The sequence below is a fragment of the Caballeronia sp. ATUFL_F1_KS39 genome (genome assembly GCF_023630985.1).
Classification (GTDB): domain Bacteria; phylum Pseudomonadota; class Gammaproteobacteria; order Burkholderiales; family Burkholderiaceae; genus Caballeronia; species Caballeronia zhejiangensis.
Genome location: NZ_JALQDZ010000005.1, coordinates 44,492 through 66,842, shown reverse-complemented (window position 1 = coordinate 66,842; position 22,351 = coordinate 44,492). Strand labels below are relative to the sequence as shown.

The window sequence follows — 22,351 nt, the reverse complement described above, 5'->3', positions numbered from 1 at the left end:
CGATGTTTTCGCCGGTTCGTCGACCATGCCTGACGTCCCGATGGATCGAAAAAGCCGCTACTATCAGGTCACTTTCGCATCCCGTCAACCGTTAGGATTGCAGAGCCTCTTTGTTATGCAGTTTTGTTATCACTTGCTAAACATCTGACACATCTTGTCAAGACCACTTGCTCCGTCGATGCGCATGTGAACGGAATATAAATAAGCAATCCACACCACTACCGACTCATGAAACGGATATATGCCTGGCAACGCGATTTACTGTTATCTCTCGTTCGGTTGGTCGCTGGAGCCTACCCAGTCTGTCATGTCTCTCGTGCAGGCGAAACTCAACAGATCTACTTCTCGAATCACACGAGCCATATCGACACACTCGCTATCCTCGCTGCGTTGCCGCGCAGTTTGCGCGATTCCGTGCGGCCCGTTGCTGCGCGCGACTACTGGAACGCCAACGCGCTCAAGCGACATATCGCGCAGAAACTGCTGAACGTCGTGCTGATCGATCGTCGACGCGAAGGAGATGGCGATCCGCTCGATCCGGTTCGCGATGCGCTCACGAAGGGGCATTCGGTGATTATCTTTCCCGAAGGCACACGTGGCACGGATGCTTTGCCGCAAGGCTTCAAGAGCGGACTCTTTCATCTGGCAAGCGAGTTTCCCGGCATCGCCCTCACGCCGGTCTATCTCGAGAATCTTCAGCGGATCATGCCCAAGGGCGCGATCTGGCCGATTCCGTTGATCTGCAAAGTCCATTTCGGCGCGGGCGAAGCGCTTCGGGCGACCGACGACAAATCTGCTTTTCTCACACGCATGCGCGATGCGATCGTCGCGCTGGCGCCATCGGCTTGCTCAGACTGAGCTTGCTGCAACAACATCTCCGATTCTCGAACATGCCAGAACTGTTTTGGAAATTGATCGCGGGCGTGGCGGGCTTTCTCGCCGTCGCGACCGTGACAGGCGCCATCCTCGCCGCCCGGCCGAATGGCAAGAGCGCGACCATCGTCAACCTCAATGAACGCATCCGCGCGTGGTGGGGCATGGTCGCCGTCATGGCGATCGCCATTGGACTCGGCGAGACTGCAACTTATGTGGTCTTCGCGCTACTGTCATTCCTCACGTTGCGCGAGTTCATAACACTCACGCCGACCACGCCGAGCGATCACTCGACGCTGTTCCTCGCGTTCTTTGTCGCGGTTCCCGTTCAGTACATTCTGCTTGGCATCAACTGGTACGGCATGTATTCCATCTTCGTACCGGTGCATCTCTTCTTCGCGATGTCACTGGTATCGGCGCTGACGCAGGATACGCGCGACTTTCTGAGTCGCAATGCACGCATTAACTGGGCGCTGATGGTCTGCGTCTACGGCCTGAGCCACGCCGCCGCGCTCCTGACGCTCGACATTCCCGGCTATCGCGGGCAGAACGCGTTATTGCTCTTCTACTTCCTGCTCGTCGTGCAGATCAGCGATGTCTTGCAGTACGTCGTGGGGAAACTGTTCGGCAAGCGCAAGATCGCACCCGTGCTTTCGCCTTCTAAAACGGTCGAAGGCTTCGTCGGCGGTGGCGCGCTGGCGACCCTTTGCGGCGCGGCGCTTTACCGGATCACGCCATTCGGCTTCGGCGCGGCGCTCGGCATGTCGTTCGCCATCGTTCTGGCGGGGTTCATCGGCGGGCTGGTTCTTTCAGCGGTGAAGCGTTCGCTCGGCGCGAAGGACTGGGGCTCGATGCTCGCCGGACACGGCGGCATGCTCGATCGTGTCGATTCGATCTGCTTCGCCGCGCCTGTGTTTTTTCATCTGGTCAGATTCGTTTATGTGTGACGTCTGCGAGCCCGCCCCGCCCCACCGCTCCGCTAGAATCGAGCCTTCAGCGCAACGGCCGCGCTCTACGAAGAAAACGGGCACTCATGAAAATCGCCACCTGGAACGTCAATTCCCTCAAAGTCCGCCAGCAGCATGTCATCGACTGGCTCGCGCTCTCGGGCGTCGACGTGCTGTGCCTTCAGGAACTGAAGCTCCCCGACGAGAAATTTCCCCGCGCCGAACTCGAAGCCGCCGGCTACAAAAGCTGGTTCGCCGGGCAGAAGACGTACAACGGCGTCGGCATTCTGGTGCGCGCCGATGCGGGCTTCGAAGTCGATGAAATCAGCGTCGTGCGCAACATTCCCGGATTCGAAGATCTGCAGCAACGCGTGATCGCCGCGACGATCGACGGCGTGCGCATCATCTCCGCGTATTTCCCGAACGGACAGGCGCCCGGCTCCGAGAAATTCGCCTACAAGATGCGCTGGCTGGACGCACTGCGCGAATGGTTGCGCGAAGACATGGCGCGTCATCCGCAGCTCGCGTTGCTGGGCGATTACAACATCGCGCCGGAAGACCGCGACGTGCACGATCCGAAAGCATGGGAAGGCCAGAACCTCGTGTCGCCCGAAGAGCGCGCGCACTTCGCGCAACTCGTCGGGCTCGGCCTGACCGATGCCTTCCGCAAGTTCGAGCAGGCCGAGAAGCTCTTTACGTGGTGGGATTACCGGATGATGGCGTTTCGCCGCAACGCGGGGCTGCGCATCGACCACATCCTGCTGTCGGCGGAACTGGCCGCGCGCTGCACGTCATGCGAAGTCGACAAGGTGCCGCGCAAGTGGGACCAGCCGTCGGACCACGCGCCCGTGATCGCGACGATCGGCTGATCCCGTCGTAACGACGTTCACGCGTCGAGATGCAACTCCTGAATCTTGCGCGTGATCGTATTGCGGCCGATGCCCAGACGCTCCGCCGCCTCCACCTTGCGCCCGCGCGTGAAGTCGAGCGCCTCGCGAATCACCGCCGCTTCGAAACGGCGCGCGAGTTCGTCCATGACATCGGCGGAATTCTCGCGCAACAGTCGCGCGACTTCCGTGCGCAAGCCGTTCTCCCACACGCTCGCCGCGACGCCCGCCGGCGCCGCCGCGATCGGCGCGGATCCGGCGCCGTTCACGGCATTGGGAACCGGCGCGACCGCGCCATCCGTCGATACGGCGAGACTCTCGGCGCTCACCTCCTGACGCGACGTGAGATCGGGCGGCAGATCCTTCTGCTCGATCACCTGCGCGGGCGCCATCACCGTGAGCCAGTTGCACAGGTTCTCCAGTTGACGCACGTTGCCGGGAAACGGCAGCGACGCGAGATACGCGAGTGCATCGTCCGACACGCGCTTGGGCTCGACACCCAGATCGCGCGCGCTCTTCTGCAGGAAGTGTCGCGTGAGCAGCGGGATATCCTCGCTGCGTTCGCGCAACGCCGGCAGACGCAGCCGAATCACATTCAATCGGTGATACAAGTCCTCGCGAAACAAGCCCTGCCGCACGCGCGATTCGAGATTCTGATGCGTCGCCGCGATCACGCGCACGTTCGCCTTCAGCGGATTGTGCCCGCCCACGCGATAGAACTGCCCGTCCGACAGCACGCGCAGCAGGCGCGTCTGGAGGTCGAACGGCATGTCGCCGATTTCATCGAGAAAGAGCGTGCCGTTCTCGGCTTGTTCGAAGCGGCCCTGACGCATCGCCTGCGCGCCGGTGAACGCGCCGCGCTCGTGCCCGAACAGTTCGGACTCCAGCAGATCCTTCGGAATCGCCGCCGTGTTCAGCGCGATGAACGGTCCGTTTGCGCGTGGGCTATGTCGGTGCAAGGCGCGCGCGACAAGCTCCTTTCCGGTGCCTGATTCGCCCGTGATGAGCACGGTCGCCGCCGAATGCGACAGACGGCCGATCGCGCGGAACATGTCCTGCATCGCGGGCGCCTGACCGAGCATCTCGGGCGTCTCGGTTACGCGCTCGTCGACCGACGCTTCGCCGCGCATGCTTTCATCCACGGCGCGGCGGATCAGCTCGACGGCCTTGTCGACATCGAATGGCTTGGCGAGATATTCGAAGGCGCCGCCCTGAAACGCGGCCACTGCGCTGTCGAGATCCGAGAACGCCGTCATGATGATGACAGGCAAGCCCGGCAAGCGGTCGCGCACGGTCTGCAGCAGTTCCAGCCCGGACCCGCCCGGCATGCGGATGTCCGAGACGAGCACTTGCGGGCTTTCTCCTTCGAGCGCGGCAAGCGCGTCGCGCACGCCGGAGAAGCTGCGCGTCGTGAAGTTTTCTCGTGCGAGCGCCTTTTCCAGCACCCAGCGGATGGATTGGTCGTCGTCTACTATCCAGATCGGCTTCATATCGTTCGGCGAGAAGTCTTCGTGTGGTTCGGTGTGAGCCCGTCGAAACGGTCAGGCGTCAAAGCATGCGGCACTACGTTCCTTGGCGTGAAGTCGCTGGTCAATTCTCGAACGGCAACAGGATGGCGAACTCGGTACAGCCCGGCCGGCTTTCCACTTCGATCAGCCCATCGTGCTGATGCACGAACGACTGCGCGAGCGTGAGGCCGAGACCGCTGCCGTCTTCCCTGCCCGATACGAGCGGAAAGAAGATCCGGTCGCGGATTTCGCTGGGGATGCCGGGACCGTTGTCAGTGATATGCAAGTCCAGTGCCAGTTTGTGCAGCTTCTTGCCGATGGTCACCTTGCGCGCGATGCGCGTGCGCAGCTCGATCTTCGCATCGCCTTGTGAGATGCGTTCCTTCAGCGCTTCGGCCGCGTTGCGCACGATGTTCAGCAGCGCCTGAATCAACTGTTCCTTGTCGCCGCGCAGATCGGGCACGCTCACGTCGTAGTCGCGCTCGATCGTGAGGCCGCGCGGAAACTCCGCGAGGATCACCGCGCGCACCCGCTCGCAGACTTCGTGGATGTTCACGTCGCCCACGATATGCGGATGCCGGTGCGGCTCCAGCAAGCGATCGACGAGCGTCTGCAGCCGATCCGATTCCTTGATGATGACCTGCGTGTATTCGCGCAGTTCGTCGCGTTCGCGCGCGCCGAGTTCGAATTCGAGCAACTGCGCCGCACCGCGAATGCCGCCGAGCGGATTCTTGATCTCATGCGCGAGATTGCGGATGAGCTGCTTGTTGACCGCGGTGAGATCGTGGATACGCTCTTCGCGGTCCGTGCGCAGATGTCGCTCGTTCTCGAAGAGTTCGAGCAGCACGTATTCCGGCGCGGCTTCGAGATAGCCGACGATCGCATGCACATGCACCGGCTCGCGATTCTGCCTCTCGAGCACCGCGTCGAGCCGCGTCGCATTGAAGCGGTTCTCGGCGATCGACGCGATCGTGGTCGCGAGCTCGTCCGCGTTCGCGAAGAGGTCGGGCCAGTTCGTCTGCGTCAACTGCTTGCGCGACATTTCCAGCATCGCTTCGGCCGATGGATTCGCATACGCGATCCGCAGATTGCGCACGTCCAGAACGAGCACGTTCGTGGGCAGCGCCTCGAAGCCGGGCAGCAGTCCGCTTGCCGCGAGCTGCGTATTGTCGGAGAGCGCATCGGCGTGGCCTTTGCGCGCCTTGATCAGATTCTTGAGCACCATCGTGCAGTCGATGAGGTCGTTCGTGACACCGATCTTCTTATCGTTTCATGACACTGAGCAGCGATTAAAAAAGGGACGGCGCGCCGTCCCTTTGGATCACTGTTCAGCACACGTCGCGCGCCTCATCGGACTGCTCACGACAAAACGCGCTTCGATCATGCTGCTTTACAGCGAGTAGTACATCTCGAACTCGATCGGATGCACCGCCTGACGATAACGCTGCAGCTCGTTCGTCTTCAGTTCGATGTATGCGTCGAGCATCGAATCCGTGAACACGCCGCCGCGCGTCAGGAACTCGCGGTCCGCGTCGAGTGCGTCGAGCGCCTGGTCGAGGCCCGCGCAAACGGTCGGGATCTTCTTGTCTTCTTCCGGCGGCAGGTCGTACAGATTCTTGTCCGCGGCTTCGCCCGGGTGAATCTTGTTCTGCACGCCGTCGAGACCCGCCATCATCAGCGCGGAGAAGCACAGGTACGGGTTCGCGAGCGGATCCGGGAAGCGCGTTTCGATACGGCGGCCCTTCGGATTCGAGACGTGCGGAATACGGATCGATGCCGAACGGTTGCGAGCCGAGTAAGCCAGCTTCACCGGCGCCTCGAAGTGCGGCACGAGGCGCTTGTACGAGTTCGTGCCCGGGTTCGTGATCGCGTTCAGCGCGCGCGCATGCTTGATGATGCCGCCGATGTAGAACAGCGCGAATTCCGACAGACCCGCGTAGCCGTTGCCCGCGAACAGGTTCTGACCGTCCTTCCAGATCGACTGGTGAACGTGCATGCCCGAACCGTTGTCGCCGACGACCGGCTTCGGCATGAACGTCGCCGTCTTGCCGTACGTGTGCGCCACGTTATGGATGATGTACTTCATCTGCTGCAGCCAGTCCGCGCGCTGAACCAGCGTCGAGAACTTGGTGCCGATTTCGTTTTGGCCCTGGCCCGCCACTTCGTGGTGATGCACTTCGACCGGAATGCCGATCTGCTCGAGCAGCAGACACATTTCCGAGCGGATGTCCTGGAACGTGTCGACGGGAGCGACCGGGAAGTAGCCGCCCTTCGTGCCCGGACGGTGGCCGGTGTTGCCGCCTTCGAATTCCTTCGCCGACGACCACGGTGCTTCTTCCGAGCCGATCTTCACGAACGTGCCCGACTGGTCCGTGTTCCACTGCACCGAGTCGAAAATGAAGAATTCCGGCTCCGGACCGAAGTAGGCGGTGTCGCCGAGGCCCGAGCTCTTGAGATAGGCTTCCGCGCGCTTCGCGAGGGAACGCGGGTCGCGCTCGTAGCCCTTGCCGTCGGCCGGCTCGACCACGTCGCAGGACAGAACCAGCGTCGATTCTTCGAAGAACGGGTCGATGAAGGCGGTGTTCGCGTCCGGCACGAGCAGCATGTCCGACGCTTCGATGCCCTTCCAGCCTGCGATGGACGAACCGTCGAAAGCGTGGCCGCTTTCAAATTTGTCTTCGTCGAATGCCGAGACCGGCACGGAAACGTGTTGTTCTTTGCCGCGCGTGTCGGTGAAGCGGAAGTCGACGAACTTGACGTCCTCGTCCTTGACGAGTTGCATGACGTCGGCCACGGATTTACTCATTACCTATCTCCTGATTAACAAAAGTCGGCGAATCGCTTCGCCGCCCCGACCAATCCTGTACATCGATTCAATCGAGGATGGAAAAGCAGCTTCCGTGCCAAGCGCACCATCTTCGCGCTAAGCGCTTGAAGCAGCGCGCGTTTTGGGTGAAACCACTTCGCTTTCGATGGCGGCGTTCGTGTCGCCGCCTCCGCGTCGAGCACCAAATCAGTGCAGCACGGTTTGTCTGATATTTCTTCAGCACTTTTATAGTGCATCCGAGTCTTCTTGCACCAATTTCGCGCGCGGCGTCGAAACTGCGCGCCACGCTAGAATGATTCTTTGCGCCTACGGAGACCCATACGTCATGAGCACGCTCGAACAGCTGTATGCCCAGGCCGGCAAACGCGCCGCCGAAAACAATCTGACCTACGCGGGCGCGTTCTCACCCGCCGAAGCATTTGAATTACTGCAACTCGACCCGCGCGTACGCCTCGTCGACGTTCGCACCCGCGCCGAACTCGATTGGGTCGGCCGCCCGGCCATCGATGGCGCTCAGTACGCGCACATCGAATGGATTCGCTACCCCGGTTCCGTGCCAAACGCCGAGTTTATCGAACAATTGCGACAGGTCGCCACCCCGGATACGCCTGTCGTGTTTTTGTGTCGCAGCGCCGCGCGCTCGAAGCTCGCTGCGGTCGCGGCGCAGAAGGAAGGCTACGCCCAGGCGTACGACCTGCTCGAAGGCTTCGAAGGCGATAAGGACGGACAGGGGCATCGGAAAACGGTATCGGGATGGTGTTTCCGCAAGCTGCCCTGGATCGGGGCTTGAAGGTTTTGCTCAAGCACGCGCGTCGAGCAAGGTGCGCACGCGCCTGACCCTCGCTTCATCGACGGGCGCCAGAGACTTCCCATCGACGCGCACGCCCGAGCCAAAGTGCACCGCTTTCACGCGCGTCGATGCGACGAACGGCGCGACCGCATCGACGGTCAATCCGGCGCCCGCCAGAATCGCGCAGCGCGTTCCCACCGCGTTTTCGACGAGCTTGGAAATCGTTTCCTGAGCGTCCAGCACGGAAGGCTTGCCGCCCGACGTCAGCACATTCGTGACGGCACCGAACTGCAGCAGCGTATCGAACGCAGCGAGCAGATCGCGTGTTTCGTCGAATGCGCGGTGAAACGTGAGCTGCAGGCCATCCGCTGCTTCGATCACGCGCGCGAGGCCGTCGGTGTCGACGGAGCCATCGGCGCGCAGCATCCCCACGACGATCGCGTTCGCGCACGTCTTCGCGATCGCGCGAACATCGCGCAGCATGACCGCGTAGTCGTCGGCATCGTAGACGAACGAGCGGCTGTGCGGCCGCACGATCACGTTCACCGGAATCCCGACCGCCTCGATCACCGATTCGATCAGGCCGATGCTCGGCGTCAGTCCGCCCTCGCCCATCGCGGTGATGAGTTCGAGACGGTCCGCACCGCCGCGCTCGGCTGCCCGCGCGTCGGCGACGGTCGTGGCGATCACTTCCAGCAGCGTCACTTCGCTTCCTCCGGCGGCACTTCCACGACTTCACCGCCGAGCGCGATCACGCCCTCGCGCAGCACGTCGAACGCCGCGTTCGCCTGCTCGGGATCGCCCTTCACGCCCAGATCGATATGCGCGCGCTCGTAAAGCGCCCCGCGCGTAGCATCGCCGACGCTCGGCAGGCTGAACGCACGCACGCCCTCGAAGTCGCGCTCGATCGAAACCATCAGCGGCGTGATGCGCGACTCGGGCAGGCCGAAGACGAGGAGCGACCGCTCGACATGCGGCGTCGCGTGATGCAGATGCGCGTACTTCGTGTCGAGCACCCATTCGATCATCGGCCAGGCCATGACCGGAAAGCCCGGCACGAAATGATGATCGCCGACCGAAAAGCCCGGAATCTTGTTGTAGCTGTTCGGGATGATCTCTGCGCCGCGCGGAAACGTGCCCATGTTCAGCCGATGCAAGTTCTCCGGCGACTCCAGCTCGACCGGCTTGCCTGCCTGCGCCGCCGTATCGCGGATGCGCGCGCGGATCAGTTCCGCCGCTTCGGGATGCAGCTCCAGCGGCACGCCGAGCGCCTTGGCGGCGCACTGGCGCGTGTGGTCGTCGGGCGTCGCGCCGATGCCGCCCGTCGAAAACACGATATCGCCCGATGCGAACGTGCGCGCGAGCGTCGCGGTGATGCGCGCGGGATCATCGCCGACGTATTCGGCCCAGTCGAGCGACAGGCCGCGCGCGCCCAGCAGTTCGATGATTTTCGGCAGATGCTTGTCGGTGCGGCGGCCGGACAAGATTTCGTCGCCGATGATGATGACGCCAATGCCCATGAATGCCCCTTTGCTTTTTTCGTGCTTACAGTGAAACGTCGCGGGATTCGACCGTGATCGCCGGGAATTGCGGCTCGCTCGCGCGCAAGCGCTCCAGCGCGTGCAGGCAGTAATGCGCGAACCAGAGCGCCGAAAACACGAGGATGAACGCATACGCCCAGATCGTCACGGCGGCGACGACCGGAAAGAGCGGCAAGAGCCAGACGGACCATGCCCAGAGCATCGTCGGGACAGAACTGAGCAGGCCGCTCACGATGCCGATCGCAAGCAAGGGCCAGCGTGCATCGCGCACGATCGCGCGGCGCTCGTCGGCGCTCGCGTGAAGCGCGAGCGCGTCGTAAGTCATCACGCGATACGTGAGCCAGCCCCACAACAGCGGCGGAATCAAGGCGAAGAACGGCGGAATGAGCCACAGCGGCAGCGTGACGACGAGCAGCACGAGACAGACGACCGTGGTCACGACCGAGTGTCCGAGACTGCCGTACCACGAGCCGCCGCGCCGCTCTTCGAGCGATGAGTAATGACCTTTCGGGCGACGTGTGAGGAGCTTGACGACGCCCGGCATCGACAACGTGGCGATGAGCAGCAGCACCGTCACGACGATCAGCGGCACCGTCATGATGACGACGAGAAACGGCGCGATCACCGCGTGCAGCGACGAAAAGCCGACGGCATCGAAGAGACGGTACATCCACGAGGTCAGCGCCCACGCGCTGAGCCAGTCGTTGGCGGCGCCGGTAAGCGTCTGCCAGAAGAACCAGAGCCCCGCGCCCCAGACCACTGTGGCGACGCCGAAGGGCATCAGCGTCAGCCAGAGCATGCGCGGATGAAAGACGTTCGCAAGCGCGCGCACGAACGAACGCAGCAAGTCACTCATGCGTGTTTCTTAAAAGAAGAAGGAACCGACAGGATAAACCAGCGCCGCGCACGGGCGCTGGTCGAACCGGAGACGTTCAGACGGCCGCCGAGTTGTCGGAAGCGGACGCACCCGCACGGCGAGCGGAAAGGCGCGCGGCGATGCGTTTGAACGCGAGCCAGTGCTGTTCGACGAAGCCGTCGCCGTAATGGACGGGCGCAACGCCCGGCGCACCGAGCTGGTCGCGAATGCCCGTCGGCTCGACGGTGCGGTCGAACGACGCCGAGCGGAAGATGATGTCCCAGAACGAGAACAGCACGCCGAAGTTGCAACCGTAAGTCGTGCCTTCGTGACCGAAGCCGATCGCGTGATGGCGGCGATGAAACGCCGGACTTACGACAATGCGCTCCCCGAGCCAGCCGAAGTGCATGCGGATGTTCGCGTGCTGCACGCTCTGCATGAAGTTGGTGATGGCGACGAGCACGACGAACTGCGACGGCTCCACGCCGATCACGAGCGCGACGCACGCGAAAAAGCTCGCCTGAAGAACGTCGTCGAGCAGATGGTTGCGGTCGTCGGTCCAGAGCGACATCTTCTGCTGGCTGTGATGCACCGCGTGCAATTCCCACCAGATGCCGAAACGATGCTCCAGCCGGTGATACCAGTATCCCGCCAGATCGAGAATGAGCAGATAGATGACGAACGTGACGAGCGGCTGCGTCGTCACGCCGGGCCACAGGTTGTCGATCTCGAGATTCGGCACGTTATGGAGGCGCAGCCAGCTCTGCATCGAATCGAAGAGCGGCTGGAACGTGAAGAAGAAAAACAGATTGAGGATGCCGAGCTTGACGATCCACGTGTAGAGCACGTCCACGCGCACGCCTTTGCGGTCTTTCCACTCCTCCGCCGGGCGGAAAGCTTCGAGCGGCCGCAGGATCGCGTACATCGCGAGCACTTCGAGCACGCCGACGATCACCCAGTACAGCGCGTCGTAGGTGTCTTCGTCGTAGTCCATCATGCCGATCTTGAACAGGACCGGCTGCACGACATCGACGTAGAGCTGCGTCTGAAGCCAGGAAACGAGACCGTCCAGCGACGAAAGAATGGAATGAAACATGGTGCTCCGTGGTGCGTGCGGCCGTCCGGGACCGGCCATCCCTCAATCGTAGTACAGGGCGCGAATGCGCGCCCTGTTTGCTTACGCCCCGTTCGGCGCCGTCACCGGCGCGCGATTGTAGAAGTAGATGCCGTGCGGCGAGCGGCCGACCTTGATGGTTTCGATCAGCTTACGATTCGCCAGGTCGATCACGCCGACGTGCTTCGCGAAGCGGAACGTAACCCACAGATACTTCTTGTCGGCGGAAAGTTCCATGTCGTCGGGGCCGGGCAAGAGACCGGTGATGTCGCCGACGTTCGTGAGCGTGTCCTCGTCGATGATGCTGATCGTGTTCGCCACGCGATTCGAAACGAGTACGTGCTTGCCGTCGACCATCGAGCGGAAGTTGTGCGCGCCCTTGCCGGTCGTGATGGTCTTGACGACCTTCTGGTTGCGCCAGTCGACCACGGCCACGTAATCCGCGCCGGTCATGCCGACGAGCAGATATTTGTCGCCCGGCGTGAGCCAGACGCCCGCGGGCACCTTGCCGACCTTCATCTTCCATTTGACGGTCTGCGTCGGCAGGTCGATCGCCGCGATTTCGCCGGACACCTGCAGCGAGATGAACGCGGTCGAGCTGTCGTTCGTGAACGCGATGTGGCTCGGCATCGTGGCGAGCGGCAGGCGCTTCGCGACGCTCAAATTCTTGCCGTCGAAATGATAGATATCGAGGCGGTCGAGGCGCAGACCCGTCGAGACGAACCATTTCTTGTCCGGCGAAAAACCGAGCTGATACGGATCTTCGATGTCCTGCACCCAGCGCTGGAACGCGCCGGTTTTCGGATCGACGAACATCAGGTTGTTCGACACCGAATTCGCAACGATCAGCGATGAGCTGTCGGGCGTGGGCATCAGGTGATGCGGCTCTTTGCCCGTCGGCACGGTGCCGACGACCTGATGCGTGTTTTCGTCGATGAGACTCAGCGTGGCTTCCGCCGAGTTGAGCACGATGACATTGTTGGCGAGTGCTGCGGAGGCGACCAAGGCGGCGCCGGTTGCGATGGCTGCGCGTGCGGCGAAGGCACGCACACGGCCGGAACGGAAAATATTGCGCATGAAAAGTAGGCTTCGGAGGGCAGGCGTCATTGTAGAACGTTTGCCTCGCGCGGCGGGTTGACGAGCGAGGTCTTTTTGCGCAATACGTTGATTCTTTGCGTCTTTCCAGCGGAAACCTAACGCTGCATCGATTCCCACACCTTGTGGAGGCGTTTTACCGAGACCGGCATCGGCGTGCGCAGTTCCTGCGCGAACAGCGATACGCGCAATTCCTCCAGCAGCCAGCGATATTCGGCAAGCCGCGCATCCGCGACGCCGCCGCGCTGCGATAACGCGCGCTGATAGTTCTGCGCGAGCGGCTGCAGATCGGCGGCGAGACGCGCGTCGCGGGCCGGATCGGCCTTGAGCTTGTCGACGCGCTGCGCGATCGCCTTCAGATAGCGCGGAAAATGCGCAAGCTGCGCATACGGCGTATCGATGACGAAACGCTTGCCGATGAGCGCGCTCAATTGCGCCTGCATGTCCGCATAGGCCGACGCGAACGATTTCACCGACGCCAGCTTTTTGGCGAGCGCCGCATATTCGTTGAGGATCGTGCCGACGAGCCGCGCGATTTCGTTCGCGAGCAGCGTCAGACGCCCTTTCGCGGCGTCGCGGCGCGCGTGGAAGCTGGCGTCGTCGTCGGGCAGCGGGTCTTGCAGGCACGCGCGATCGAGCGCCGTTTCCACGATCTGATCGCGCAGTTCGTCCGCCGTGCCGAGCGCCATGTATTGCATCGACATCTCCCGCAGGCCCGGCAGATTTTTCTCGAGATAGCGAATCGGCTCGCGCAACTGCAGCGCGAAAAGCCGGCGCAATCCCGCGCGATGAATACGCACCGCTTCCTCGGGCGAATCGAACACTTCGACGTCGCAATGCGTGCCGCGATCGACGAGCGCCGGATAGCCGAAGAGCGTCTGCCCGCGCCGGCGGATTTCCAGCAGCTCGGGCAGCTTGCCGAAGTTCCACGTCGTGAGGTTCTCGTAGAGCGCGGTTCCTTCGCTTGCCGGTTGCTGTGCGGGCGGCGTATCGGAGTCCCCGGAAAGCGCATCGAACGCCGCCGCCGACGTCAGTTTCTGGAACTGCTGCTGCGCCTGCCCGCCGAGTTCCGCGCGCAACTGCGCGAGATTGCGGCCCATCGCGAGCTGGCGGCCGTGTTCGTCGATCACCTTGAAGTTCATGAACAGGTGCGCGGGCAGCGTTTCCAGCTTGAAATCGGCGCTTTTCACGGCGATTTGCGTCTGCTCGCGAATATCGGCGATGAGCGAATCGACGAGCGCGCCCGCGCCGAACTTCGGCCCGGCATGACGCCCGGCGAAAGCCGCGGCGTATTCCGGCAACGGCACGACGTGACGGCGCAGCTTCTGCGGCAGCGACTTCAGCAGCAGTTGCACCTTCTCCTTGATCATGCCGGGCACGAGCCATTCGACGCGGCGCGCATCGACCTGATTCAGCCCGTAAAGCGGCACTTGCAGCGTGACGCCGTCGCGCGGCGAACCCGGCTCGAAGTGATACGTCAGCGCCATTTCGATGCCCGACATCGTCATGCGCTTCGGAAACAGATCCGTCGTGACGCCGGCAGCTTCGTGACGCATGAGGTCGTCGCGCGACAGGAACAGCAGCTTGTCGTTGCCCTCTTTCTTCTGCTCGTCGCGATACCAGCGCTCGAACGCCGCGCCCGTCCAGATGTTTTCGGGGATCAGCGAATCGTAGAAGCCGTAGATGAGTTCATCGTCGACGAGCACGTCCTGACGGCGCGACTTGTGTTCCAGTTGCTCGATGTCCGCGACGAGCTTGCGGTTGTGCGCGAAGAACGGCAGACGCGTATCGAATTCGCCTTCGACGAGCGCCCCGCGAATGAACAGTTCGCGCGCGTATTTCGCGTCCTGCTTGCCGAAGCTCACGCGCCGACGCGCATACACCGTCAGCCCGTACAGCGTCGCGCGTTCGTAGGCGACGACCTGCGCGGCCTTCTTCTCCCAATGCGCGTCCGATAGCGATTTCTTCAGCAGATGCGCGCCGACCGTTTCGAGCCATTCCGGCTCGATCTTCGCGATCGTGCGCGCGTAGAGGCGGCTCGTCTCGACGAGTTCGCCCGCCATCACCCAGCGCCCCGCTTTCTTCAAGAGCGCCGAGCCCGGCCAAAGAAAGAACTTGATGCCGCGCGCGCCGAGATAATGCGGCTCGTCGTCGGCCTTGAGACCGACGTTGCCGAGCAGGCCCGTCAAGAGCGACAGATGCACCTGCTCGAAGGTCGCATCCGATTCGTTCAGACGCCAGCCGTGCTCGCGCACGACCGTCAGCAGTTGCGAATGCACGTCGCGCCACTCGCGCAAACGCAGATGCGACAGGAAATTCGCGCGACACGCATCCGCGAGCTGCTTGTTCGATTTCTTGTGCGCGACCGCTTCCTCGAACCACCTCCAGATGCGCGTCCATTGCAGAAATTCGGAGCGCTCGTCGACGAACTGCCGATGCGCCTGATCCGCCTGCTCCTGCGCCTCGATCGGACGGTCGCGCGGGTCCTGCACCGACAGCGCCGACGCGATGATCAGCACTTCCGCGAGCGCATGATGATCGCGCGCGGCGAGAATCATGCGGCCGACGCGCGGATCGAGCGGCAGGCGCGCGAGTTCGCGGCCGAGACTCGTCAGCGCGTTGTCGTCATCGACGGCGCCGAGTTCGTTCAGCAATTGATAGCCGTCCGCGATCGCGCGGCCCGGCGGCGGTTCGATGAACGGAAACGTTTCGATCGCCGTCAGATGCAGCGACTTCATCCGCAGAATCACGGCCGCGAGCGACGAGCGCAGGATTTCGGGATCGGTGAAGCGCGGCCGCGCGGCGAAATCGGCTTCGTCGTACAGACGGATGCACACGCCGTCCGCGACGCGCCCGCATCGGCCCGCGCGCTGATTCGCCGCCGCCTGCGACACCGGCTCGATCTGCAGTTGCTCGACCTTGTTGCGATACGAATAACGCTTCACGCGCGCCATGCCGGTATCGACCACGTAGCGGATGCCCGGCACCGTCAGCGACGTCTCCGCGACGTTCGTCGCGAGCACGATGCGCCGCGCGTTCGACGGCTTGAACACGCGCTCCTGCTCCTGCGCGGAAAGACGCGCGAAGAGCGGCAGGATCTCCGTATGCGGCGGATGATGCTTGCGCAACGCTTCTGCGGCATCGCGAATTTCGCGCTCGCCGGGCAGGAACACGAGCACGTCGCCGGGACCGACGCGGCACAGTTCATCGACGGCATCGACGATGCCTTCCATCAGATCGCGATCGGCTTTGCGATCGTTGCGTTTGGGCGCCGTGCCCTGCGCGTTCCTGATCGCCTCGCTTTCCTCTTCGATCGGCCGATAGCGTACTTCCACCGGATACAGCCGTCCGCTCACCTCGATCACCGGCGCGGGCTTGTCCTCGCTGCCGAAATGGCGCGCGAAGCGTTCTGCGTCGATGGTCGCGGACGTGACGATCAGCTTCAGATCCGGGCGTTTCGGCAGGATTTCCTTCAGATAGCCGAGCAGAAAGTCGATGTTGAGGCTGCGTTCGTGCGCTTCGTCGATGATGATCGTGTCGTAGGCGGTCAGCAGCGGATCGGTCTGCGTTTCCGCGAGCAGAATGCCGTCGGTCATCAGCTTGACGGACGCGCCGGGCGCCAGATTGTCCGTGAAGCGCACTTTGTAGCCGACGACTTCGCCGAACGGCGTGCCGAGTTCCTCCGCGATGCGCCGGCCGGTCGCCGAAGCGGCGATGCGGCGCGGCTGCGTATGCCCGATCAGCCCGCTGCCGCCCGCGCCGAGACCGCGTCCGAGCGCGAGGCAGATCTTCGGCAATTGCGTCGTCTTGCCCGAGCCGGTTTCGCCGCTGACGATCACGACCTGATTCGCAGCGATCGCGCGCGCGATTTCCTCGCGTCGGCCGGAGACGGGCAGCGCTTCGGGAAACGTGATCGGCGGAATGGGATTCGGCGTGACGACGCGCGGCGCGCGCGGCGGACGTTGCTCGCGAGGCGGGCGCGTTTCGGCCGGGCGTTCGACGTGCGACGGACGTGCTTCAACCGGGCGTTGTTCGCGCGGCGGACGTGCATCAACCGGGCGTTGTTTGCGCGGCGGGCGCGTTTCGGCCGAAGGTTCGACACGCGGCGCAGGTTGCGGCTGCGGCTGCTGCTGGCGCGCTTCGACAGGCTTCGGCTGCTGAACGCGCGCCGGACGCTGCGGCCGCGCACCTTGTTCACGCGTCGCGTCTTCGCGTTTCGGGGGCGCTTGCGTGGCAGCTTGCGCCGTGTCGCGCGGCTTCGGCGGACGTTGCGCCGTGACTTCCGCTTTCGCGGGCCGCTCTTTCGACTGCGCCGCCTTCTTCGGTTGCGAAGGAGCCTCCGCCGCCGCTTTCCCGCCCGCGAACCGCTGCGCGGCGCGTTCCTTCTTGCTCAAACCCGCCGCTTCGCCGGAATCGGACGTGCCCGCGCCCTCCCGCGTCTCGCGCAGCAGACTTTCACGCAGTTGTCGCAACTGCTCCTGAGTATCGAGGGATTTGTCGGCGGACTGAGACTTGCCCGCCTGATCGGGGCGTGAGGGACGAGAAACATTCGGCATAGCGTCGCATTATAATCCCGGGATGAATTCCCAAACCGACCTCACGATGACCGCGACGCAGCCGGCAGTCGAGCCCGAAGCGCCGAATCCCCACGCCCAGTTCGTCGACTGGATGCGATCCGTCGCGCCCTACATTCACGCGTTTCGAAACAAGACTTTCGTTGTCGCGTTCGGCGGGGAACTCGTGCAGGAAGGTCGCCTCAACGCGCTCGTGCAGGACGTCGGCCTGTTGCACGCAATGGGCATCCACGTCGTGCTCGTGCACGGCTCGCGTCCGCAGCTCGACGAGCAACTGAGCCTGCACGGCGTCGAGTCGTCGTTCTCTCACGGCTTGCGCATAACGGATGCCCGCGCGCTCGAATCCGCAAAAGAAGCCGCCGGCGAAGTGCGTCTCGACATCGAGGCCGCGATCAGCCAGGGCTTGCCGAACACGCCGATGGCGCACGCGCACATCAGCGTGGTGTCGGGCAACTTCGTGACGGCGCGGCCGGTCGGCATTCTCGATGGCGTCGATTTCCAGCACACCGGCGTCGTGCGCAAGATCGACGGCGATTCCATCCGCCAGTCGCTCGCGTCGAACAAGCTCGTGCTGCTGTCGTCGCTCGGTTTTTCGCCGACGGGCGAAGCCTTCAACCTGTCGATGGAAGATGTCGCGTCCGCCGCGGCCATTGCGCTGCGCGCCGACAAGATCATTTTCGTGACCGAAATTCCGGGTCTCGGCGACTCGGAAAACGAGCTGATCCGCGAAATGTCGCTCGACGACGCCTATCGCTTGCAGGAAAGCGGCGAATTGCAGGGCGACACGGCGTTCTATCTGAAGCATACGGTGCGCGCGTGCCGCGGCGGCGTTGCGCGCGGCCACATCATTCCGTATTCGCTCGACGGCAGCGTGCTGCTCGAACTGTTCCTGCACGACGGCGTCGGCACGATGATCTCGTACGAGAATCTCGAAAGCCTGCGCGAAGCGACGCCCGACGACGTCGGCGGCATTCTCACGCTGATCGAGCCGCTCGAATCCGACGGCACGCTCGTACGGCGCGGACGGCACCAGATCGAGCGCGACATCGACCATTTCTCGGTCATCGAGCACGATGGCGTGCTGTTCGGCTGCGCGGCGCTCTATCCGTACACACAGGAGCGCATCGGCGAAATGGCCTGCCTGACGGTCGCGCCGGAAGCGCAAGGTTCGGGCGACGGCGAACGCCTGTTGAAGCGCATTGAACAGCGCGCCCGCGCACGCGGCTTGACGCGCATTTTCGTGCTGACGACGCGCACCGAACACTGGTTCCTGAAACGCGGTTTCGTGAAAGTGACCGTGGACGATCTGCCCGAAGATCGCCGGCGGCTCTATAACTGGCAGCGCAAGTCGCTCGTCCTGATGAAACAGCTTTGAACATGATCCAAGAAGCGTCGAACGGCGCTTTGCCCCCGATACAGAGGAGAAACTCACAATGGCCCGAATGGTTCAATGCGCGAAGCTCGGCAAGGAAGCCGAAGGACTCGATTTCCCGCCGCTGCCGGGCGAGCTCGGCAAGCGCATCTACGAAACGATCTCGAAGGAAGCCTGGCAAGGCTGGCTCAAGCAGCAGACCATGCTCATCAACGAGAATCGGCTGAACATGGCCGATCCGCGCGCACGCCAGTATCTGATCAAGCAGACGGAGAAGTATTTCTTCGGCGAAGGCGCCGATACGGCGTCCGGCTACGTGCCGCCGCAAAGCTGAAATCGCGCGTTCATCGCATCGCAAAAACCGGCCCGAGCGGCCGGTTTTTTGTTGTCCGCGCGGCGGAAAATTGTTCCGCTTAGTACATCGAACCACGAGATGACAATCGGCGCAATCCTACGTCCGACAAGGCTTTGCGGCCGCCGGGCTCGAGCGCGGTGGCAGACCGGTTTGCAGATCGTCAGTCATCGTGTTATCATCTTGCTCGTTATCAACAGCAATTCACCATCATTCACGTGCAAATGTTTCCGACTTCAAGTTCGGGCGTTGCGCGGTAGTGACAGTTTCTTATACAAAGAGGCGCGTCGGTTTTCCAAGCAGTAACGCCGGCCTTTTTCGTCTCAAGTTGTTTTTTCGCCGACGTCGCGGCCCACCCGCGGCAACTCAGTCATTCAGCGCTGCGTTCGCCGTCCGCACGTCAAATTCGTGTGTTTCACCCGAGTGCAATTTCGCGACTACACCCGCGCGAGGCACCGGCACCGTGTTTCTTTTCGCTCATCGACTTCGAGCCGCTCGGCCCGAGGTCGCGGAAAGCCTTTGCTTTCGTCTTCAAGCGTTCGCGGCGCCGTCTCGAAACTGCACTATCCCGGTAATTTGCGTCCGTCCTCCGCGGCGACGCACCCGACGTTCTTTGAGCGTCGGGATCGAATACGGAGTTTTTCGAACTATGTCTTCTCTTAACGAGGGCCTTTGGCGCAAACGCGATTCATCCAGTCAGAAGTCCGACCTCACCCTCGACGACATCACCATCGTCGATCAATCCCTGTTGAAGCGCGCCGTCGGCGCCATGGCCATCGGTAACGCGATGGAGTGGTTCGATTTCGGCGTGTACAGCTACATCGCCGTGACGCTCGGCCGTGTGTTCTTCCCGTCGAGCAGCCCCACCGCGCAGTTGCTCGCGACCTTCGGCACGTTCGCCGCCGCTTTCCTCGTGCGCCCGATCGGCGGCATGGTGTTCGGCCCGCTCGGCGACCGCATCGGCCGCAAGCGCGTGCTCGCGATGACGATGATCATGATGGCCGTCGGCACCTTCTGTATCGGCATCATTCCGAGCTACGAATCGATCGGCGTGATGGCGCCGGTACTGCTGCTCATCGCGCGTCTCGTGCAGGGCTTCTCCACGGGCGGCGAGTACGGCGGCGCGGCGACCTTCATCGCCGAATTTTCGCCGGACAAGAAGCGCGGCTTCATGTCGAGCTTTCTCGAATTCGGCACGCTCGTCGGCTACGTGCTCGGCGCGGGCGTGGTCGCGGTGCTGACGGCGGTGATGTCGGAAAAAGACCTGCTGTCGTGGGGCTGGCGCATTCCGTTCATGATCGCGGGTCCGCTCGGCCTGATCGGTCTCTACATCCGGATGAAGCTCGAAGAAACGCCTGCGTTCCAGCGTGAAGCCGAAAAGGCCGAAGCCGTGTCGCACGAGACGACCAAGGAGCAGTTCCGCGAGACGCTTATCCAGCAATGGAAGCCGCTCTTGCAATGCGTGGGCCTCGTGCTGATCTTCAACGTGACCGACTACATGGCGCTGTCGTATCTGCCGAGCTATCTGTCGGCGACGCTCAAGTTCAACGAGACGCACGGCCTCTTCATCGTGCTCGTCGTGATGGTGCTGATGATGCCGCTCACGCTCCTCGCCGGCCGTCTGTCGGACACGATCGGCCGCAAGCCGGTGATGCTCGCCGGCTGTATCGGTCTGCTGGTGCTGTCGATTCCTTCGCTCTCGCTGATCCGCATGGGCACCGTTCCGTCGATCTTCGCCGGCATGATGATTCTCGGCGCGCTGCTGTCGACGTTCACGGGCGTGATGCCGTCGTCGCTGCCGGCGCTCTTCCCGACGAAGATCCGCTACGGTGCGCTCGCGATCGGCTTCAACGTGTCGGTGTCGCTCTTCGGCGGCACGACGCCACTCGTCACCGCATGGCTCGTCGACACGACCGGCAACCTGATGATGCCCGCGTACTATCTGATGGGCGCGTCGATCATCGGCATCGTGTCGGTGCTCGCGCTCTCCGAGACGGCGAAGAAGCCGCTGAAGGGCTCGCCGCCGGCGGTCGCGTCGAAGTCGGAAGCGCATGCGATTCTGCGCGGCCATCGCGAAGCCGCCGAAATGGACGATGCGTTCCCGGAAGGCACGGTGCGCGCGTAAGCGTTCTGGCGTGATCGAATGGAAGGGCCGGTGCATGAAGCGCCGGCCCTTTTTTCATTCGATCAGCGAAACGATGCGCGCTTCCGCTTTGCCGTCGTCGATATCGAGCAGCGCGAGCGTGACCGGCAATCTGAAGCGACGCGGCCCCGCGCTGCCGGGATTCACGAAGAGCACGTCGCCGCGCCGCTCGATGAGCGGCTTGTGCGAATGACCGGTCACGACGACATCGATGCCGTCGAGCTGCTTCGGCACATCGGCGATATCGTGGACGACGTGAATCGTCGCGCCGCCCAGTTCGATGCGCGCGTGTTCGGGCAGCCGCGCGAGGTCATCGGCGATATCGTTGTTGCCGCGCACGACGGTGAGCGGCGCGAGCGACGCGAGCGCATCGAGCACGTCGCGTCTGCAGATATCGCCCGCGTGGATGATGTGCGCGGAGCCGCGCAAGGCGTCGAGCGCTTCGGGGCGCACGAGGTTATGGGTATCGGAGATAAGGGCAATACGCATGAGGCGTCACGCTTCTTCGTTCGCGCGCACGCCGAAGTCCTCGCCGTGCGCCACGTTCAGTTCCGGCACCATCATCGTGTCCTCGCGACTGAATCGGTGCCGGCGATTATGCGGGACGGCCGAAACCTTGTCGAACGGCTTGTATACGACGAGCGGCGCGGCTTTGGCGCGGTCGCATGCAATGGTAGAATCGCGTCCGCCCTGCCGGGGTGATGAAATTGGTAAACATAGCGGACTTAAAATCCGCCGCCTCACGGCTTGCCGGTTCGAGTCCGGTCCCCGGCACCAAGCAGTATGAAGGGCAGCGCGCCGCACCCTCACACCGCGTTCAACAACCGCTCCGCATCCCTCACTGCATCGAGCAGCGCTTCGATCGCCGTATCGCGTTCGAGCAGGCACACATGCTCGATATCGAACGGCAACGCATCCACGCCGACGAAGCGCACCGTACCGCCGAAGCAGTCGCGCGCCTTGCCGCTCTTCACGGAAGCGATGTAGTTCGGGGTGATGTAGAGCGCAACGGGCGTCATGGCGGGCTCCGCGATGGTCCGGTCGATGAACCCGAGTCTAGCCGCACGCACCATCTCGCTGAACCCGCCGCACGCGGGGAAACCGATCCCCTCTTTCGCTGCCTTCGCTGCCTACACCGCATGCCCCAGCACACGCGCGACGTAGTGCCGTCCCCACGCCTCGCCGTGCGCGATCGCCTCGGCGACGGTCTCGAACGGGCCGCGGTCGCCGGTCATTTCGCCGGAGTCGTCGGCGAGTTTCGAACCGTGCAGCGGCTTCTGGTCGAGGCGCGTCACGCGCACGCGGATCGCGTAACCTTCGGACGGCGCCGCATCCTCGTCGCCATCGGCCGCGAGCGGCTTCGGCACGGCCTGCATGGCGAGCAGGTAATCGCCTACTTCGATGTCCTTCTGCATGGCGGTCGTCTCCATCGGTGAGGAACGCGCTCGTCCAACGTCAGTGCCGATTGTGCT

Annotated in this window: 19 protein-coding genes and 1 tRNA gene; 8 read left to right on the top strand and 12 right to left on the bottom strand. The window is 63.0% G+C overall.

Going from position 1 to position 22,351, the window contains the following annotated elements; genetic code table 11:
• Positions 1–228: 228 nt before the first annotated feature.
• The 3 genes from NCR93_RS05035 (at position 229) to xth (ending at position 2,689) form a co-directional block, all read left to right on the top strand.
• Positions 229–858: a lysophospholipid acyltransferase family protein gene (locus NCR93_RS05035; RefSeq protein ID WP_175979906.1), complete on the top strand. Its 630-nt coding sequence runs from the start codon at positions 229–231 to the stop codon at positions 856–858.
• 32 nt (positions 859–890) lie between these two features.
• On the top strand, positions 891–1,820 hold the full coding sequence (locus NCR93_RS05030; RefSeq protein WP_034474132.1) for a phosphatidate cytidylyltransferase: 930 nt from the start codon (positions 891–893) through the stop codon (positions 1,818–1,820).
• 86 nt (positions 1,821–1,906) lie between these two features.
• Positions 1,907–2,689, top strand: coding sequence for an exodeoxyribonuclease III (gene xth / locus NCR93_RS05025; RefSeq protein ID WP_008350523.1), 783 nt, complete (start codon positions 1,907–1,909; stop codon positions 2,687–2,689).
• A gap of 17 nt (positions 2,690–2,706) precedes the next feature.
• Here the strand turns inward: xth and ntrC are convergent, their stop codons facing one another.
• The 3 genes from ntrC to glnA form a co-directional block, all read right to left on the bottom strand.
• Positions 2,707–4,197 (bottom strand): nitrogen regulation protein NR(I), encoded by a 1,491-nt coding sequence (gene ntrC / locus NCR93_RS05020; protein WP_008350524.1) that lies wholly within the window; start codon positions 4,195–4,197, stop codon positions 2,707–2,709.
• 100 nt (positions 4,198–4,297) lie between these two features.
• A complete protein-coding gene (gene glnL / locus NCR93_RS05015) occupies positions 4,298–5,440 on the bottom strand; it encodes a nitrogen regulation protein NR(II) (protein WP_008350525.1) in 1,143 nt (380 codons plus the stop codon).
• 165 nt (positions 5,441–5,605) lie between these two features.
• Positions 5,606–7,021, bottom strand: coding sequence for a type I glutamate--ammonia ligase (glnA, locus tag NCR93_RS05010; protein ID WP_008350526.1), 1,416 nt, complete (start codon positions 7,019–7,021; stop codon positions 5,606–5,608).
• 346 nt (positions 7,022–7,367) lie between these two features.
• Between glnA and NCR93_RS05005 the strand changes: the two genes are divergently transcribed.
• On the top strand, positions 7,368–7,832 hold the full coding sequence (locus NCR93_RS05005; RefSeq protein ID WP_008350527.1) for a rhodanese-like domain-containing protein: 465 nt from the start codon (positions 7,368–7,370) through the stop codon (positions 7,830–7,832).
• 9 nt (positions 7,833–7,841) lie between these two features.
• On the opposite strand, the gene NCR93_RS05000 is transcribed toward NCR93_RS05005, so the two are convergent.
• The 6 genes from NCR93_RS05000 to hrpA all read right to left on the bottom strand — a co-directional run bounded on the left by NCR93_RS05000 (position 7,842) and on the right by hrpA (position 16,994).
• Complete coding sequence (locus NCR93_RS05000; RefSeq protein WP_175979905.1) at positions 7,842–8,537, bottom strand: copper homeostasis protein CutC; 696 nt, start codon at positions 8,535–8,537, stop codon at positions 7,842–7,844.
• Positions 8,534–9,352 (bottom strand): competence/damage-inducible protein A, encoded by an 819-nt coding sequence (locus NCR93_RS04995; RefSeq protein WP_008350529.1) that lies wholly within the window; start codon positions 9,350–9,352, stop codon positions 8,534–8,536. Before NCR93_RS04995 ends, NCR93_RS05000 begins: the two co-directional genes overlap by 4 nt.
• A 25-nt stretch (positions 9,353–9,377) precedes the next feature.
• Complete coding sequence (locus NCR93_RS04990; protein ID WP_175979904.1) at positions 9,378–10,229, bottom strand: EI24 domain-containing protein; 852 nt, start codon at positions 10,227–10,229, stop codon at positions 9,378–9,380.
• 76 nt (positions 10,230–10,305) lie between these two features.
• Complete coding sequence (locus NCR93_RS04985) at positions 10,306–11,325, bottom strand: sterol desaturase family protein (RefSeq protein WP_008350532.1); 1,020 nt, start codon at positions 11,323–11,325, stop codon at positions 10,306–10,308.
• 81 nt (positions 11,326–11,406) lie between these two features.
• The gene (locus NCR93_RS04980; protein WP_034474119.1) at positions 11,407–12,420 is read right to left on the bottom strand and encodes a YVTN family beta-propeller repeat protein; all 1,014 of its coding nucleotides are present in this window, start codon (positions 12,418–12,420) and stop codon (positions 11,407–11,409) included.
• A gap of 116 nt (positions 12,421–12,536) precedes the next feature.
• Positions 12,537–16,994: an ATP-dependent RNA helicase HrpA gene (gene hrpA / locus NCR93_RS04975; protein ID WP_239295413.1), complete on the bottom strand. Its 4,458-nt coding sequence runs from the start codon at positions 16,992–16,994 to the stop codon at positions 12,537–12,539.
• Between the two features lie 22 nt (positions 16,995–17,016).
• Between hrpA and argA the strand changes: the two genes are divergently transcribed.
• From argA to proP, 3 genes are all read left to right on the top strand, one after another.
• Positions 17,017–18,387, top strand: coding sequence for an amino-acid N-acetyltransferase (gene argA, locus NCR93_RS04970; protein WP_033536863.1), 1,371 nt, complete (start codon positions 17,017–17,019; stop codon positions 18,385–18,387).
• Between the two features lie 58 nt (positions 18,388–18,445).
• On the top strand, positions 18,446–18,718 hold the full coding sequence (locus NCR93_RS04965; RefSeq protein WP_008350541.1) for an oxidative damage protection protein: 273 nt from the start codon (positions 18,446–18,448) through the stop codon (positions 18,716–18,718).
• Positions 18,719–19,385: 667 nt separating this feature from the next.
• Positions 19,386–20,861 carry a glycine betaine/L-proline transporter ProP gene (gene proP / locus NCR93_RS04960; protein ID WP_033536864.1) on the top strand — a complete coding sequence of 492 codons (1,476 nt, stop codon included), beginning with the start codon at positions 19,386–19,388 and terminating at the stop codon, positions 20,859–20,861.
• 54 nt (positions 20,862–20,915) lie between these two features.
• On the opposite strand, the gene NCR93_RS04955 is transcribed toward proP, so the two are convergent.
• The gene (locus tag NCR93_RS04955) at positions 20,916–21,368 is read right to left on the bottom strand and encodes a metallophosphoesterase family protein (protein WP_175979903.1); all 453 of its coding nucleotides are present in this window, start codon (positions 21,366–21,368) and stop codon (positions 20,916–20,918) included.
• 203 nt (positions 21,369–21,571) lie between these two features.
• On the opposite strand from NCR93_RS04955, the gene NCR93_RS04950 reads away from it, so the two are divergent.
• Positions 21,572–21,656: transfer RNA gene (locus NCR93_RS04950), tRNA-Leu, on the top strand.
• Positions 21,657–21,685: 29 nt separating this feature from the next.
• On the opposite strand, the gene NCR93_RS04945 is transcribed toward NCR93_RS04950, so the two are convergent.
• Positions 21,686–21,898, bottom strand: coding sequence for a hypothetical protein (locus NCR93_RS04945; protein WP_008350546.1), 213 nt, complete (start codon positions 21,896–21,898; stop codon positions 21,686–21,688).
• A gap of 111 nt (positions 21,899–22,009) precedes the next feature.
• The gene (locus NCR93_RS04940; RefSeq protein ID WP_008350548.1) at positions 22,010–22,294 is read right to left on the bottom strand and encodes a hypothetical protein; all 285 of its coding nucleotides are present in this window, start codon (positions 22,292–22,294) and stop codon (positions 22,010–22,012) included.
• Positions 22,295–22,351: the final 57 nt, after the last annotated feature.

Coding starts and splice junctions, on each gene's coding strand:
- glnA (WP_008350526.1), bottom strand. CDS start 7,021: ATGAGTAAATCCGTGGCCGACGTCATGCAACTCGTCAAGGACGAGGAC.
- NCR93_RS04980 (WP_034474119.1), bottom strand. CDS start 12,420: ATGCGCAATATTTTCCGTTCCGGCCGTGTGCGTGCCTTCGCCGCACGC.
- glnL (WP_008350525.1), bottom strand. CDS start 5,440: ATGGTGCTCAAGAATCTGATCAAGGCGCGCAAAGGCCACGCCGATGCG.
- hrpA (WP_239295413.1), bottom strand. CDS start 16,994: ATGCCGAATGTTTCTCGTCCCTCACGCCCCGATCAGGCGGGCAAGTCT.
- NCR93_RS04990 (WP_175979904.1), bottom strand. CDS start 10,229: ATGAGTGACTTGCTGCGTTCGTTCGTGCGCGCGCTTGCGAACGTCTTT.
- NCR93_RS05030 (WP_034474132.1), top strand. CDS start 891: ATGCCAGAACTGTTTTGGAAATTGATCGCGGGCGTGGCGGGCTTTCTC.
- NCR93_RS04995 (WP_008350529.1), bottom strand. CDS start 9,352: ATGGGCATTGGCGTCATCATCATCGGCGACGAAATCTTGTCCGGCCGC.
- NCR93_RS04945 (WP_008350546.1), bottom strand. CDS start 21,898: ATGACGCCCGTTGCGCTCTACATCACCCCGAACTACATCGCTTCCGTG.
- NCR93_RS04955 (WP_175979903.1), bottom strand. CDS start 21,368: ATGCGTATTGCCCTTATCTCCGATACCCATAACCTCGTGCGCCCCGAA.
- NCR93_RS04940 (WP_008350548.1), bottom strand. CDS start 22,294: ATGCAGAAGGACATCGAAGTAGGCGATTACCTGCTCGCCATGCAGGCC.
- NCR93_RS04965 (WP_008350541.1), top strand. CDS start 18,446: ATGGCCCGAATGGTTCAATGCGCGAAGCTCGGCAAGGAAGCCGAAGGA.
- proP (WP_033536864.1), top strand. CDS start 19,386: ATGTCTTCTCTTAACGAGGGCCTTTGGCGCAAACGCGATTCATCCAGT.
- NCR93_RS05005 (WP_008350527.1), top strand. CDS start 7,368: ATGAGCACGCTCGAACAGCTGTATGCCCAGGCCGGCAAACGCGCCGCC.
- NCR93_RS05035 (WP_175979906.1), top strand. CDS start 229: ATGAAACGGATATATGCCTGGCAACGCGATTTACTGTTATCTCTCGTT.
- ntrC (WP_008350524.1), bottom strand. CDS start 4,197: ATGAAGCCGATCTGGATAGTAGACGACGACCAATCCATCCGCTGGGTG.
- argA (WP_033536863.1), top strand. CDS start 17,017: ATGAATTCCCAAACCGACCTCACGATGACCGCGACGCAGCCGGCAGTC.
- xth (WP_008350523.1), top strand. CDS start 1,907: ATGAAAATCGCCACCTGGAACGTCAATTCCCTCAAAGTCCGCCAGCAG.
- NCR93_RS04985 (WP_008350532.1), bottom strand. CDS start 11,325: ATGTTTCATTCCATTCTTTCGTCGCTGGACGGTCTCGTTTCCTGGCTT.